General features: G+C 72.7%; 13 protein-coding genes. 10 read left to right on the forward strand and 3 right to left on the reverse strand.

What is annotated here, in order from left to right; translation table 11 throughout:
- Window positions 1-219 precede the first annotated feature (219 nt).
- Both AB0O19_RS04830 and AB0O19_RS04835 read left to right on the forward strand, forming a co-directional pair.
- Window positions 220-1,512, forward strand: a complete 1,293-nt coding sequence (locus AB0O19_RS04830; RefSeq protein WP_363617829.1) for a glycosyltransferase family 39 protein — start codon at window positions 220-222, stop codon at window positions 1,510-1,512.
- 63 nt (window positions 1,513-1,575) lie between these two features.
- On the forward strand, window positions 1,576-2,067 hold the full coding sequence (locus tag AB0O19_RS04835; protein WP_363579938.1) for a MarR family transcriptional regulator: 492 nt from the start codon (window positions 1,576-1,578) through the stop codon (window positions 2,065-2,067).
- Between the two features lie 65 nt (window positions 2,068-2,132).
- Here AB0O19_RS04835 and AB0O19_RS04840 read toward each other — a convergent pair whose 3' ends face one another.
- Entirely contained in the window at window positions 2,133-2,621 is a 489-nt protein-coding gene (locus tag AB0O19_RS04840) for a hypothetical protein (protein ID WP_063348869.1), read from the reverse strand.
- 433 nt (window positions 2,622-3,054) lie between these two features.
- Here AB0O19_RS04840 and hemL point away from each other — a divergent pair, with 433 nt between their 5' ends.
- The 7 genes from hemL to AB0O19_RS04875 all read left to right on the forward strand — a co-directional run bounded on the left by hemL (window position 3,055) and on the right by AB0O19_RS04875 (window position 10,111).
- Window positions 3,055-4,383, forward strand: coding sequence for a glutamate-1-semialdehyde 2,1-aminomutase (gene hemL / locus AB0O19_RS04845; protein ID WP_363579939.1), 1,329 nt, complete (start codon window positions 3,055-3,057; stop codon window positions 4,381-4,383).
- A gap of 88 nt (window positions 4,384-4,471) precedes the next feature.
- Entirely contained in the window at window positions 4,472-5,119 is a 648-nt protein-coding gene (locus tag AB0O19_RS04850; protein WP_079136296.1) for a histidine phosphatase family protein, read from the forward strand.
- Between the two features lie 162 nt (window positions 5,120-5,281).
- Window positions 5,282-5,887 carry a TlpA disulfide reductase family protein gene (locus AB0O19_RS04855; protein ID WP_363617831.1) on the forward strand — a complete coding sequence of 202 codons (606 nt, stop codon included), beginning with the start codon at window positions 5,282-5,284 and terminating at the stop codon, window positions 5,885-5,887.
- A complete protein-coding gene (locus tag AB0O19_RS04860; RefSeq protein ID WP_363579941.1) occupies window positions 5,884-6,657 on the forward strand; it encodes a cytochrome c biogenesis protein CcdA in 774 nt (257 codons plus the stop codon). The genes AB0O19_RS04855 and AB0O19_RS04860 overlap by 4 nt, the downstream gene beginning before the upstream one ends.
- Before the next feature lie 2 nt (window positions 6,658-6,659).
- Complete coding sequence (locus AB0O19_RS04865) at window positions 6,660-8,456, forward strand: cytochrome c biogenesis protein ResB (protein ID WP_363617833.1); 1,797 nt, start codon at window positions 6,660-6,662, stop codon at window positions 8,454-8,456.
- A 3-nt stretch (window positions 8,457-8,459) separates the two neighbouring features.
- Complete coding sequence (ccsB, locus tag AB0O19_RS04870; RefSeq protein WP_063348874.1) at window positions 8,460-9,584, forward strand: c-type cytochrome biogenesis protein CcsB; 1,125 nt, start codon at window positions 8,460-8,462, stop codon at window positions 9,582-9,584.
- 140 nt (window positions 9,585-9,724) lie between these two features.
- Entirely contained in the window at window positions 9,725-10,111 is a 387-nt protein-coding gene (locus AB0O19_RS04875) for a hypothetical protein (RefSeq protein WP_363579943.1), read from the forward strand.
- Window positions 10,112-10,165: 54 nt separating this feature from the next.
- Here AB0O19_RS04875 and AB0O19_RS04880 read toward each other — a convergent pair whose 3' ends face one another.
- Entirely contained in the window at window positions 10,166-11,284 is a 1,119-nt protein-coding gene (locus AB0O19_RS04880; protein ID WP_363617835.1) for a ScbA/BarX family gamma-butyrolactone biosynthesis protein, read from the reverse strand.
- A 350-nt stretch (window positions 11,285-11,634) separates the two neighbouring features.
- Here AB0O19_RS04880 and AB0O19_RS04885 point away from each other — a divergent pair, with 350 nt between their 5' ends.
- Window positions 11,635-12,297, forward strand: coding sequence for a ScbR family autoregulator-binding transcription factor (locus tag AB0O19_RS04885; RefSeq protein WP_363617837.1), 663 nt, complete (start codon window positions 11,635-11,637; stop codon window positions 12,295-12,297).
- Between the two features lie 72 nt (window positions 12,298-12,369).
- Here the strand turns inward: AB0O19_RS04885 and AB0O19_RS04890 are convergent, their stop codons facing one another.
- On the reverse strand, window positions 12,370-12,987 hold the full coding sequence (locus tag AB0O19_RS04890) for a ScbR family autoregulator-binding transcription factor (protein ID WP_350878465.1): 618 nt from the start codon (window positions 12,985-12,987) through the stop codon (window positions 12,370-12,372).
- Window positions 12,988-13,191 lie beyond the last annotated feature (204 nt).

Genomic DNA, 13,191 nt, shown 5'->3' on the forward strand with positions numbered 1-13,191 from the left:
CCCGCCGTCGCCCCCCCCCCGGCCGCCCCTCGTCTCCGCCCGCCTCGCCCCCGCCCCCCCCCGCCCCCCCCCCCCCCCCGCGGGGGGGGGGCCCCCGCCACGGGGTTTTCGGGGCGGGCGGGCGTTCGCGGGGCAGGTGGGGACGTGCCGTAGGCTCACCTGAAATCGCTGCGCCGTAGCCGCGCGGACCACCAGCGTGGCGGGGAGTACCCAGAGCAGATGAGCACGGCATCGAGCACCGAGTCGTCCAGCACCGAGCCCGGCGCGCCCGCGGCGCCGGAGGCGGAGCGGCCCGCGGAGCGCTCCGAGGAGCGGGCGGGCCGGCGGCCCGGGCGGTTCGGCACCCTGGTGGAGCGCTTCGCGCCCGCGCTCGGGGCGTACGCGGTGGTCAAGGCCATCGGCCTCACGGTCTTCATGCTGCTGCTGTCGCACACCGGGGACTACCTCAAGAAGAACCCGGGCCGCGGCGGCGGCGCCCAGCCGTGGGACGTGCTGGGCACCTGGGACGGCGTCTGGTACCAGCGGATCGCCGAGAACGGCTACGACCCGCAGCTGCTCCCGATGCACGGCTGGCCGCTGGCCTCCTACTACGAGAACTCGGCCGCCTTCTTCCCGCTCTACCCGTGGCTGATGCGGCTGGTCGGCGCGGTCACCGGGCTCGGCCCGTACGGCTCCGGGATCGCCGTCTCGGTGATCGCCTCGCTCGTCGCGGCGGCGGGGATCTTCGCGATCGCGGAGCGGCTCGGCGGCTTCCGGGCGGGCATGATCGCCGCGGTGATCTGGGGCCTGTTCCCGGGTTCGGGGGTGGAGTGGGCGGTCTACTCGGACTCGCTGTTCGTCGCGCTGTCCGCCTGGGCCTGCTACTGCGTGATGACCCGCCACTGGCTGACGGCCGGCGTGCTGGCGCTGGTGGCGGGCCTCAACCGGCCGACCGCCGCCGCGTTGATCGCCGCGGTGTCGATCGCCGCGCTGGTGGCGCTGATCCGGCGCACCGACGGGGTGGCCCGGCCGCTGACCGCGATGCTGATCACCCCGTGGGGCCTGATCGGGTACGTCGTCTGGGTCGGCTACCGGATGGGCGACTGGGGCGGCTACTTCAAGCTCCAGCGGGGCGCCTGGAACCGCTACTTCGACGGCGGCGCCTCCACGGTCCGCACCGTCATGGACGTGATCACCGGGCACTGGAACTTCTGGCAGTCCAACCCCACCCCGGACCTGATCGCGATCGCCCTGCTGATGGCCCTGCCCGGACTGCTGGTGCTGCTGTGGCGCACCCGGCCGCCGCTGGTGCTGGTGGTCTACACGGTGCTCACCATCGCCACCGCGCTGAGCAGCAACCAGATCTTCGGCAACATCTCGCGCTACCTGCTGCCGGCCTTCCCGCTGTTCATCGGCCTGGCGGTGGCACTGCGCCGGGTGCGGACGTCCTCGCTGGTCGGCCTGCTCGCGATGCCGGTGGTGGCGGCGGGCTGGTACGCGGGGTATGCGCTGTTCGAGTTGGGCATCCCGTAGACCCGGAGTTGGTTGCCAACGGGATCATCCGGCAGCGGACGGGCCGTTGCTAATCTCGGACGTATGACGACGACCCCGCCCGTGCGCCAGATCCGTGACATCTCCGGCCTGCTGGACCACGCGAGCCACGTGCTGGCGACCCGGATGGCGGCCGCCTTCACCGAGCTCGGGATCACCCCCCGCGCGTACTCCGTGCTGTTCCACGCGCAGGAGACCGAGCGCACCCAGATCCAGCTGGCCGAGCTGTCGGACCTGGACAAGACCACCATGGTGGTCACCGTGGACGAGCTGGAGAAGGCGGGCCTGGCCGAGCGCCGCCCGTCCGCGACCGACCGCCGGGCCAGGATCATCTCCGTCACCGAGGCGGGCGAGCGCGCCGTCGAGCGGGGCACCGCGATCGCCGACCGGGTGCACCGGGAGGTGCTGGAGTCGCTGCCCGGCCCGGAGCGGGACGTGTTCGTGTCGGCGCTGACGCGCCTGGTGGACGGGCCGCTGGCGGAGCCGGTGGAGAGCGAACGGGCGGTACGGCGGGCGCGCCGCGCCCGGACGAGCTGACGCGAGGTCACATCCCTTCGTCCCGGCCGCCGTTCGGCGGGCGGGGCGAAGGATTCCGGGAAGTCCTACGGCCAGACCAGGCAGTACAGCTGGTGCCCGGCCTCGTGGAGGCGGTTGGCGAAGTCCTGCCACTCGTGCAGCATGCTGTAGATCACGAAGGCGTCGCGCGGTCCGCGCCGGTCGGGGACGGTGGACCAGATGAAGGCGGCGGCGCCGAGTTCGGTCTCGTCGGCCTTGCGGAGCGGTTCGACGACGTTCTGCGGGAGTTGGACGACGGCGTAGTCGGGGTGCAGCACGACGAGTTCCAGCGGCGGGACCTGGTGCAGCGGGACGCCCTGGATGCCGGTGAGGACCATGGCGCTCATGGTCTCCGGCTTGATCTTGGTGGAGAGGTGGCCGTTGGGGGAGCCGCTGGTCTCCATCAGGTCCCCGAGCCGCCCGAGCGAGCCGAGTTCGCCGGCGTCCAGGCCGAGCCCGCCCGGTCCGAGGGCGGTGGGGACTCTGGCGGCGGTGGCGCGGTCCGGTGCGCCGAAGTACTTGTACGTCACCCCCACGCGTCCCTCACCCCGCCTCTCGCCGCCGCGGCGGCCACGACCCGTGCCCGCTCCCTTACCCCCGCGTGCGGTTTCGGCGGGCCTGCGGGAGCCCCCCGCAGCCTCGTCGTAGCCGTCCTGCGCCTCGGACACTCGGACCATCCTCACCGGAATTCGCCGGAATCGACAGACCCCCGCACGTCCGGCGTCCCTCCGGACGTGCTCCTTACCCGTCATGCGCCGCCGTACCCACTCGCGGTACGCGGCAGTCCTCTCCACACCCCTGCACACAACCGGAACACTTGCGCACTCTGAGTGCACAGTCTGACTGGTCCGTGCTCCGGAGCAGTCAGCGGCCCCGTCTGTACGGACCACCGTACAGACAACGGTGCCCGGATCATCGTTCCAGATGATCGGGTCCGACATGCAGAGCTCAAGGACACGATTTGAGACCATGTCTCCCGTGAGCTACCCCTACGAAGCCCCCCAGTCCCAGTCGCTGTTCGACCGCGCCTCCGTCGTGACGCCCGGCGGCGTCAACTCCCCGGTGCGCGCCTTCCGCGCGGTCGGCGGCACGCCGCGCTTCATGGTGTCCGGCACCGGCCCCTACCTCACCGACGCCGACGGCCGCGAGTACGTCGACCTGGTGTGCTCGTGGGGCCCGATGATCCTCGGCCACGCGCACCCCGCGGTGATCGACGCCGTCCAGCAGGCGGTCACCCGCGGCACCTCCTTCGGCACGCCCGGCCAGGGCGAGGTCGAGCTGGCCGAGGAGATCGTCGGCCGGGTCGCCCCGGTCGAGCAGGTCCGCCTGGTCTCCTCCGGCACCGAGGCCACCATGTCCGCGATCCGGCTGGCCCGCGGCTTCACCGGGCGCGCGAAGGTGGTGAAGTTCGCCGGCTGCTACCACGGCCACGTGGACGCCCTGCTGGCCGCCGCCGGTTCGGGCGTGGCCACCTTCGGCCTGCCGGACACCCCGGGCGTCACCGGCGCCCAGGCCGGCGACACCATCGTGCTGCCCTACAACGACCTGGCCGCCGTCGAGCAGGCCTTCGCCGCCCACCCGGGCGAGATCGCCTGCGTGATCACCGAGGCCTCGCCCGGCAACATGGGCGTCGTCCCGCCGCTGCCCGGCTTCAACGCGGGCCTGGCCCGGCTCTGCCGGACGAACGGCGCGCTGTTCGTCTCGGACGAGGTGATGACCGGCTTCCGCGTCTCCAAGGCCGGCTGGTACGGCCTGGAGGCGGCGAACGAGGGCTGGGCGCCGGACCTGCTGACCTTCGGCAAGGTCATGGGCGGCGGCTTCCCGGCCGCGGCCTTCGGAGGGCGCGCCGACGTGATGGCCCACCTGGCCCCGGCCGGCCCGGTCTACCAGGCGGGCACCCTGTCCGGTAACCCGATCGCCACCGCGGCCGGCCTGGCCCAACTGCGCGGCTGCACCGACGAGGTGTACGCGACCGTGGACAAGGTCGCCGCCGAGATCTCCGGCCTGGTGTCGGAGGCGCTCACCAAGGAGGGCGTGACGCACCGGCTGCAGACCGCCGGGAACATGTTCTCGGTGTTCTTCACCGAGGCCGCCGTCACCAACTACGACGAGGCCAAGACCCAGGAGGCGTACCGTTTCACCGCCTTCTTCCACGCGATGCTCGCCGAGGGTGTCTACCTGCCGCCGTCCGCCTTCGAGTCCTGGTTCGTCTCGGCGGCCCACGACGAGCGGGCGATCGAGCGGATCGCCGCCGCCCTTCCGGCCGCCGCCCGCGCGGCCGCCGCGGCCACGGTCTAGGCCGGACAGGACCCAGGCCCCGATCCATCCCTGCGAGCCCCAGGAGTACTGAGAAGTGAGCGCCAAAGAGATCACCGTCGTCCATCTGATGCGGCACGGTGAGGTGCACAACCCGGAGGGCATCCTGTACGGGCGCCTGCCGGGCTACCGGCTGTCCGAGCTGGGCCGGGAGATGGCCGAGCGGGTCGCCGAGGACCTGGCCGGCCGGGACATCACCCACGTGGTGGCGTCCCCGCTGGAGCGGGCCCAGGAGACCGCCGGGCCGATCGCCAAGGCGCACGGCCTGGACGTCGCGGCGGACGAGCGGCTGATCGAGGCGGACAACATCTTCGAGGGCAAGACCTTCGGCGTCGGCGACGGCTCGCTGCGGAACCCGGGCTACTGGAAGTACCTCACCAACCCGTTCAAGCCCTCCTGGGGAGAGCCCTACCTCGACCAGGTGGTGCGGATGATGGGCGCGCTCGGCGCCGCCCGGGACGCCGCGCGCGGGCACGAGGCGGTCTGCGTCAGCCACCAGCTGCCGATCTGGATCGTCCGCTCCTTCGTCGAGCGCCGCCGGCTCTGGCACGACCCGCGCCGCCGGCAGTGCTCGCTGGCCTCGCTGACCAGCTTCACCTTCGAGGGCGACAAGATCGTCTCGGTCGGCTACCGCGAGCCGGCCCGCGACCTGCTGCCCGCGCACCTGATCGGCAAGGGCGGCAAGGACAAGCCGGTGGGCAAGAGCTTCGGCGCGTGAGCCCGCGGGGCCGTTGGTAAACCCCGCGTAAGTATGGGATCGGGCCGCCCGGCGAGAGCCGGGCGGCCCGACTCCGTCACAGGTCAGAGGGGGTGCGACGCGCTAGGGAGGACCCCGGCGAACCTGCCCGGAACTCCATGCGAAACTTTTCACATGTCTGCCATGGCGCGCCCCCGTCCCCGTGTCGCCGCAGCTGCCGCCACTGTCGCCGCCGCTGCGCTCGTCCTCACCGGCTGTTCGTCCTCGGGCTCGTCGGGCAGCGGCGAAGGCCAGGTCGGCTTCGTCACCGTCAAGGGGACCAACCTGTCGAAGGTGGACACCGGCAAGCGCGGGAGCGCACCGGACATCTCCGGGGAGACCCTGGACGGCGGCCAGACCAAGCTCTCGGACTACCACGGCAAGGTCGTGGTGCTGAACGTCTGGGGCTCCTGGTGCGGGCCGTGCCGGGCCGAGGCGAAGAGCCTCCAGGCCGTCTCGGAGAAGTACAAGGACCAGGGCGTCCAGTTCCTCGGCGTCAACACCCGGGACAGCGACAAGACCAACGCCGTCCGCTTCGAGCAGGAGCAGGGCGTCACCTACCCGAGCATCTTCGACCCGGCGGGCACCCAGCTGCTCAAGTTCCCCAAGGGCAGCCTCAGCCTGCAGTCGCTCCCGACCACCCTGATCGTCGACCGCGACGGCAAGCTGGCCGCCCGCGCCGTCGGCGGCACGACCCAGGACGCGCTGGAGTCCATCCTCCAGCCGGTGGTCGCGGAGCCGAAGCAGTGAGCCTGCCGCTACAGCTCGCCGACAACACCGGGACCCTCCAGAGCGGGGCACTGCTGGTGGCCGCGCCGATCGCGCTGGCGGCCGGGCTGGTGTCGTTCTTCTCGCCCTGCGTGCTGCCGCTCGTCCCCGGCTACCTGTCGTACGTGACCGGCTTCTCCGCCGCAGACCTCGCGGACGCCCGCGGTGCGCGGCGCGGCCGGATGCTGCTCGGGGCGACGCTGTTCATCCTCGGCTTCACCGCGGTCTTCGTCTCGGGCGGGGCGCTGTTCGGCCAGTTCGGCGACACCCTCCAGGCGCACAAGCGGGTCATCTCGATCGTGCTCGGCGCGCTGACCATCGTGATGGGCCTCGCCTTCATGGGCCTCGTCCCCGGCCTGAGCATGCGCGAGGTGCGCTCCCACCGCCGCCCGGCGGTCGGCCTGCTGGGCGCCCCGCTGCTCGGCATGGTGTTCGGCGTCGGCTGGACGCCCTGCATCGGCCCGACCCTGGCGACCGTCCAGAACCTGGCCCTGAACCAGGCCGACGCGGAGCGCGGCGCCCTGCTGATGACCTTCTACTGCCTGGGACTGGGCGTACCGTTCATCGTGGCCGCGCTGGCCTTCCGCCGGGCCCTGGGTGCCTTCGGCTGGGTCAAGCGGCACTACCCGCTCGTCATGCGGATCGGCGGCGGCATGCTCGTCGCGGTCGGTCTGCTGCTCGTCACCGGCATCTGGGACTCGACGATGAGCGAACTGCAGTCCTGGACCGCCGACTTCTCGATCGGAATCTGACCGTGAGCAAGACCACGACCGAGGCCGAGCTGCCCCCGGCGCCGGACGACGCGGCCGCCGAGCGGCTCAGCAGCGCGCCGGTCGAGTCCGAGGGCCCGACCGGCATAGGGGTGTTGGGCTGGGCGCGCTGGATGTGGCGCCAGCTGACCTCGATGCGGGTCGCGCTGATCCTGCTCTTCCTGCTGTCGCTGGCCGCCATCCCGGGCTCGCTGATCCCGCAGTACCAGAACGGCCAGGGCCTGCTCAAGGTCGAGGCGTGGAAGACGCACCACACCACGGTCGCGCCGATCTACGAGAAGCTCCAGCTGTTCGACGTCTACAGCTCGGTCTGGTTCTCCGCGATCTACATCCTGCTGTTCGTCTCGCTGGCCGGCTGCATCGTCCCGCGCACCTGGCAGTTCGTCGGCGTGCTGCGGGCCCAGCCGCCGGCCGCGCCGCGCAACCTGACCCGGATGCCGGTCTACGCGGCCTGGCGCACCGAGGCGGACGCCGACGCGGTGAACGCCGCCGCCCACCGGCTGCTGCGCAAGCGCCGGTTCCGCGCCAACCTGGCCGGCGGCTCGGTGGCCGCAGAGAAGGGCTACCTGCGCGAGGTCGGCAACCTGCTCTTCCACATGTCGCTGTTCGCGCTGCTCGGCGGTTTCGCCTGGGCCAGCCTGGCGTCCGGCACCGGCGGCAAGCTGATGGTCGAGGGCGAGGGCTACTCCAACACCATCACCCAGCTCGACGACTTCAACGGCACGCGGTTCTACGGCACCGAGGACCTCGACCCCTTCTACCTGAAGCTGAACGGGTTCACCGCCAAGTTCCAGGACAAGGGCGACCAGATCGGCGCCGCCCGGCAGTTCACCGCGAACGTCGAGTACACGGCGGGCGAGGACACCTCGAAGCTCAAGCAGGGCACGATCGAGGTCAACCACCCGCTGGAGATCGGCGGCAGCAAGGTCTTCCTGATCGGCCACGGCTACGCCCCGGTCATCACCGTCAAGAACGGCAAGGGCGACGTCGTCTACCGGGGTGCCGTGCCGTTCCTGCCGCAGGACAGCAACCTGACCTCGACCGGTGTCGTGAAGGTCTCCGACTACGGCGCTGGCCCGGACGGCAACCCGACCCAGATGGGCTTCTCCGGCTTCTTCCTGCCGACCGCGCCGCTGAGCTTCGAGGGCACCGGCCCGGTCTCGCTCTACCCCGGCGACGCCGCCCCCGAGCTGGTGCTGAACGCCTTCGCGGGCGACCTGGGCACCGACTCCGGCCTGCCGCAGAACATCTACCAGCTCAACGACCGCAAGCTGACCCAGCTGACCCAGGACGGCCAGCCCGCCAAGGCCCGGCTCAAGCCCGGCCAGGCCTGGGACCTGCCGGACGGCTACGGCAGCGTCACCTTCGAGGGCTACAAGCAGTGGGCCAGCTTCAACGTCTCGCACCGCCCGGGCAACACGATCGCCCTGACCGGTGCGGTGCTGGCGATCCTCGGCCTGATCGGCTCGCTGTTCGTGCAGCGCCGCCGGATCTGGGTGCGCGCGGTCGCCCTGCCGGGCGGCGGCACCCAGGTGGAGCTGGCCGGTCTGGCCCGCAGTGAGTCGGCGAAGATCGCCGAGGAGCTGGCCGAACTCGCGGTGGACCTCCAGGACGACGCCCCGGCGTCGGAGGACGAGGACGACGCCGCACCCGAAGGCCCCGCGCCCGAGGATCCCGCAGCCGAGGATCCCGCAGCCGAGGCCCCCGGACCCGAGGCCGCCGCGGCTTCGGACGCACCCGCAGAACCCGCAGTCCCTGCCGACCAGAACTCCAAGGAGTAGACGGTGCATCTCGCCTCGGGGGTCGACCCACAGCTGGCCGACCTCTCCAACAAGCTGATCTATTCGGCGATGGTGGTCTACACGCTCGCCATGTTCGCCCACATGATCGAGTGGACCTTCGGCAGCAAGGGCGCCGTCGCCGTTCGCTCGACGGAGCAGTCGGGCAGCCTGTCCGAGACCGTCGCCGGGACGAAGGGCGCGAAGAAGGTCACCGTCACCGTGGCGGGGGCCGGCGGCGGCACCACCACGCTCACCCGCACCGCCCTGGCGGGCGAGGGCGCGACGGTGGTCACCAGCGGGCGCGGCGCGGACGAGGAGGACGGTCCGGGCGCGGCCGGCAACAGCACCCGGGCCGACCTGGCCGGCCGGATCGCGGTCTCGCTCACCGTGCTGGGCGCCCTGCTGCACGCCGGCGGCATCGTCACCCGCGGCCTCTCGGTCTCCCGCTGGCCGTGGGGCAACATGTACGAGTTCTCCTGCGCCTTCGCCTTCGCCATGACGGCGGCGTACCTGGTGCTGCTGGCCTCGAAGAAGAACGTCCGCTGGCTCGGCCTGCCGGTCGTGCTCGCGGGGCTGCTGACCCTCGGCATCGCCACCACGGTGCTCTACACCGACTCCGAGCAGCTCGTCCCGGCGCTGCACTCGCCGTGGCTGGCGATCCACGTCTCGACCGCGATCTTCTGCGGCGGCGCCTTCTACGCGGCGTTCATCGCCACGCTGCTCTACCTCGGCAAGGACTCCTTCGACAAGCGGATCGCGGCCGGCCTGACCACCGGCCCGCTGGGCACCCCGGCGTCGGTCTGGCGCCGGCTGCCCGCCGCGTCCACCTTCGACAAGCTGTCCTACCGGATCAACGCCCTGGTCTTCCCGCTCTGGACCTTCACCATCATCGCGGGCGCGATCTGGGCCGAGGCGGCCTGGGGCAAGTACTGGGAGTGGGACCCGAAGGAGACCTGGTCGTTCATCACCTGGGTCGCCTACGCCTGCTACCTGCACGCCCGCGCGACGGCCGGCTGGAAGGGCCGCAAGGCGGCCTACCTGGCGCTGGCGGCCTTCGCCTGCTGGCTCTTCAACTACTACGGCGTGAACATCTTCGTCACCGGCAAGCACTCCTACGCGGGGATCTGACCGGGGCACACAGTCACCCACCGGCCCGGCTCTCCGCAGAAGGTAGCCGGGCCGAGGTGCGACAGGGGTAGTTCGTGCCGGCCGCCGGCCGGCACGGGGAGGAACGAGGAGGAAATCGCGCAATGGAGTGCGACGAGGTCATGCTGACCGTCCGAATCACCGCCGCCGAGCGCACGTTGCTCCGCCGGCTCGCCCAGGGACACCGCAGCGACGTGTCCGAGGTGGTGGCCGACGGCCTGCTGGACATCATCCCCACGCTCAGCTCGCCGGTGGACGCCTACCGCCTGCTGGGCGCCCTGGCGGCGCCGGCGCCGTGCGCGCTGACGGTCTGGCTGCCGACCCCGCTGGCCGACCTGCTGGTGCCCGGCGCGGCACGGATCGCGCAGGTCACCGAGGTCCGGATCGAGTCGGCCAGCGCGATGCTGGGCGCGGCGCTGCGGCTCTGGCTGGCCCAGGACCCGGTCCGGCTGGCCACCAACCTCAGCGTGATGCACGCCGGTCGGCCGTCGGCGCTGGTCGCCGCCTAGCGGGCGGTCGAGGGAGCCCAGGGGGTGCTCAGGGGGCGCTCGGGGGAGGCCGGTTCAACTGGCCAGTGGCAGCCGGGGGCTGCCGATGCCCTGGCCGGCGGGGCGGTCGTCGAAGGCCTCCCGCCGGGCGGGCACCGTCGGCGGCTCGCCCGGTCTGTCGCCCGATCTGTCACCCCGCCTGTCGGCCGGCCTGTCCGCCGATCCGTCGGCGGGACCGTCGATCGGTTCGGTGAGCAGCCGGCAGTCGGCCGCCGTCCGCCCGTCCTGGACCAGCAGCACCCGGACGGGCAGCCGGCGGCCGTCCGGCGCCTGCTCGTGGACCGCCTGGACGAGGCAGGGCCGGTCCAGCTCGATGTAGCGGTCGAAGGACGTCACCAGCTCGACCGGCACCACCGGTTCGGGGTGGCGCAGCCGCTGGGCGGCCTGCCGGGCGGCCTCCAGCACCAGCATCCCGGGCACGTGGTCCAGCTCGTGGTCGAACAGCACCGGGTGCCCGGCGTCGGTGCGCAGCAGCCAGGTGTCGGGCCGCAGGGTGGGGCTGAGCACGACGTCCGTGGGCTGTGCGCGGCCGACCAGTTCGGGCGCGGTGGGCGCGGGCGGCCGGGGCAGGGTGGCGGCCCGCCGCTCGGGGCCGCGCAGCCGGGCGTAGGAGGCGGGGGAGACGACCCGCAACTGGCCGGAGCCGTGGCCGATCGGGTGGCCGTCCCGGGATATGTCGATGTGCACCCGCAGCGAGACCAGCCGCCCGTGCCGCATCCGGACGTCCTCGCAGCCGACCGCGAGCATCAGCGAGGCCGGTCCGGTGGTGACGGCCAGGCCGCGCAGGCCGTCCGGGCCGAGCGCGTAGGAGAGGTCCTCCATGACGAAGTGGTGGCCGCGCGGCACCCCGAAGCCGGCGTGGCCGATCAGCAGTCCGGCCTGCCGGATGGTCTCGGCCATCAGCACCGGGTCGTGGAAGCGGTCCCCGGGCAGGCGGTAGAAGGCGTGCAGCCGGGGCCACTGGGCGCCGAGCAGGAAGTCGTACGGACCGGTGGCCTGCCAGCCGGTGAGGAACACCTCGGACACCGAGGTGCGGTGCACCAGGTGGCGGGAGACGGTCCGCTCGTGGAAGTCGTAGCCGGGACCGGGGTGGGCGTACGGACCGTGGGCGTCCGGCTCTACGATCAATGGCATGACGGGCCCTACTCCAGGGTGGCGGTCGAGCGGCCGGTACGGCCGCCTGAAACAAAACATACAGACCACCCGGTTTCTCTTCTGCGTCTGGGGTGGCCCCTGCCGCGCAGCCCGACGCGACCACGCTACCCGGCCTCTGGACTGGGGTAATGGCCGCCCAGGGGGTGGCAGGCCCGGGGTGGGGGTGCTCCCCACTGGACGGCGGGGTCGGCGAAGGAGCTAGATTAGATACCAACCATGCGGTTTCGGTCGGCGCCGTCCGCATGCGAGGCGTCGCCCCCAACGGCGGCGCGCTGACAGCAGCGGGGCGGGCGGGGGGAAACGCGTCCGGCCGAGTCCGGAGGGGCCCAGTGGTCAAGCAGGAACGCGCGGGGCGGACCAGGCGTGCCGTGCTGCTCGCCGCGGCGGACACGTTCGCCGGCGTGGGCTTCGAGGCCGCCAGCCTGGTCGACATCAGCCGCCGGGCCGGGGTGAGCAAGGGCGCCCTCTACTTCCACTTCGTCTCCAAGCAGGCCCTCGCCGACGGCGTGCGCGCCGCCGCCGGGCGCGAGATCGGCTCGGCCGCGCTGCGCGCCCTGCGCTCCGGCGGACCGGCCCTCCAGGGCCTGATCGACTTCTCGCACGAACTCGCCCGGCTGCTGCGCGAGGACGTGATGGTCCGGGCCGGCGTCCGGCTCGGCCGCCAGGGCCCACCCCGGGCCGACACCCCGGACGGCCCGCCCGGCGCGGACGCCGCCTGGCGCAGCCTCACCGCCGTCGTCCACCGGCTGCTGGACCGCGCCGCCGAGGCCGGCGAGCTGCGCCCCGGGCTGGACCGCCGGGCCGCCGCCGAACTGCTGACGACGATGGCGGCCGGCCAGGTGCTGCTCGCCGCCGAGGAGGCCGACCGGCCCGGGCCGGAGGCCGTCGGCCGGCTCTGGGCGGCCGCGCTGCCGGCCCTGGTGGCGGTGGAGCACTGCGCCGGCTACCGGCTCCGAGCGGCCGTGGGCGGACAGCTCCGGCAAGCGCCCTGAGAAACGCCCGGGAGGCGTCGCGGGAGGTGCCCCGGAGCGCCCGGCGTGATCCGGAGGAGAGCCCCTGAGCCCCTAGGAGGGCACGCGCTCGGCGACGCTCAGCCGGGCGAGCGCGTGCGGCTGGACCAGGCCGGGCAGCACCAGCGTCCACAGGTCGGACATCCGCTGGATCAGGTCCCGCCGGTCGGTCAGCACCTGGGAGCTCAGCTGGATCCCGGTGACGGCCCCGGTGATCACCCCGGCGGCGGCCGCCAGATCGATCCCCGGGTGGAGGTCCCCGGCGTCCCGGGCGCGTTCCAGCAGCCCGCGGGCCACGTCGGACCAGCCCTGGTAGGCGGCGATCTGCGGCTGGGTGAAGCTGCCGTGCTCGATCGTCAGCCGGATGCTGCCGCGCACCAGCGGGTCGTCCTGGAGGGCGTGGGCGAAGGCGTACCCGAGGTCGATCAGGGTCTGCACCGGGCTGTCCGAGGACGGCTGCCAGGTGCCCAGCCAGGCGCCCTGCCCCTCGATGACGGCGAGCGCCAGCTCCTCCTTGGAGCGGAAGTGGAAGTACAGCGCGCCCTTGGTGACACCGGCCCGGTCCAGGATCTCGGACATCGTGGCGGCGGCGTAGCCCCGCTCGTCGAACACCTCGGCCGCCGCGAGGAGTACCGTCTGGCGGGTCGCCAGCGCGCGGGCCTGCCTGGCCATCGCAGCCTCCCTGGATAGTTCTGGTCCATCGGCAGCGGCCGATCCTATGGGGGCCGACGGGGCGGCGGGCCGCATACCGTCCAGTAGGTATTCTACCGAGCCGCGCCGGGGCGGAGCGGACACCCGGTGGTCGGACCGGCCGGGCCCGGTGGTCCGGGCCGCCGGGAAGGCCGGAAGGCCGGCCACCCGGGTGGGGTGACCGGC

This window comes from Kitasatospora sp. NPDC091276, from assembly GCF_040684355.1.
Classification (GTDB): domain Bacteria; phylum Actinomycetota; class Actinomycetes; order Streptomycetales; family Streptomycetaceae; genus Kitasatospora.

Bases quoted from the DNA above. Each gene is read 5' to 3' on its own strand.
- AB0O19_RS04880 (WP_363617835.1), bottom strand. From the start codon at position 11,284: ATGCCATTGATCGTAGAGCCGGACGCCCACGGTCCGTACGCCCACCCC.
- AB0O19_RS04830 (WP_363617829.1), top strand. From the start codon at position 220: ATGAGCACGGCATCGAGCACCGAGTCGTCCAGCACCGAGCCCGGCGCG.
- AB0O19_RS04850 (WP_079136296.1), top strand. From the start codon at position 4,472: ATGCGGCACGGTGAGGTGCACAACCCGGAGGGCATCCTGTACGGGCGC.
- AB0O19_RS04875 (WP_363579943.1), top strand. From the start codon at position 9,725: ATGCTGACCGTCCGAATCACCGCCGCCGAGCGCACGTTGCTCCGCCGG.
- AB0O19_RS04890 (WP_350878465.1), bottom strand. From the start codon at position 12,987: ATGGCCAGGCAGGCCCGCGCGCTGGCGACCCGCCAGACGGTACTCCTC.
- AB0O19_RS04855 (WP_363617831.1), top strand. From the start codon at position 5,282: ATGGCGCGCCCCCGTCCCCGTGTCGCCGCAGCTGCCGCCACTGTCGCC.
- AB0O19_RS04835 (WP_363579938.1), top strand. From the start codon at position 1,576: ATGACGACGACCCCGCCCGTGCGCCAGATCCGTGACATCTCCGGCCTG.
- hemL (WP_363579939.1), top strand. From the start codon at position 3,055: ATGTCTCCCGTGAGCTACCCCTACGAAGCCCCCCAGTCCCAGTCGCTG.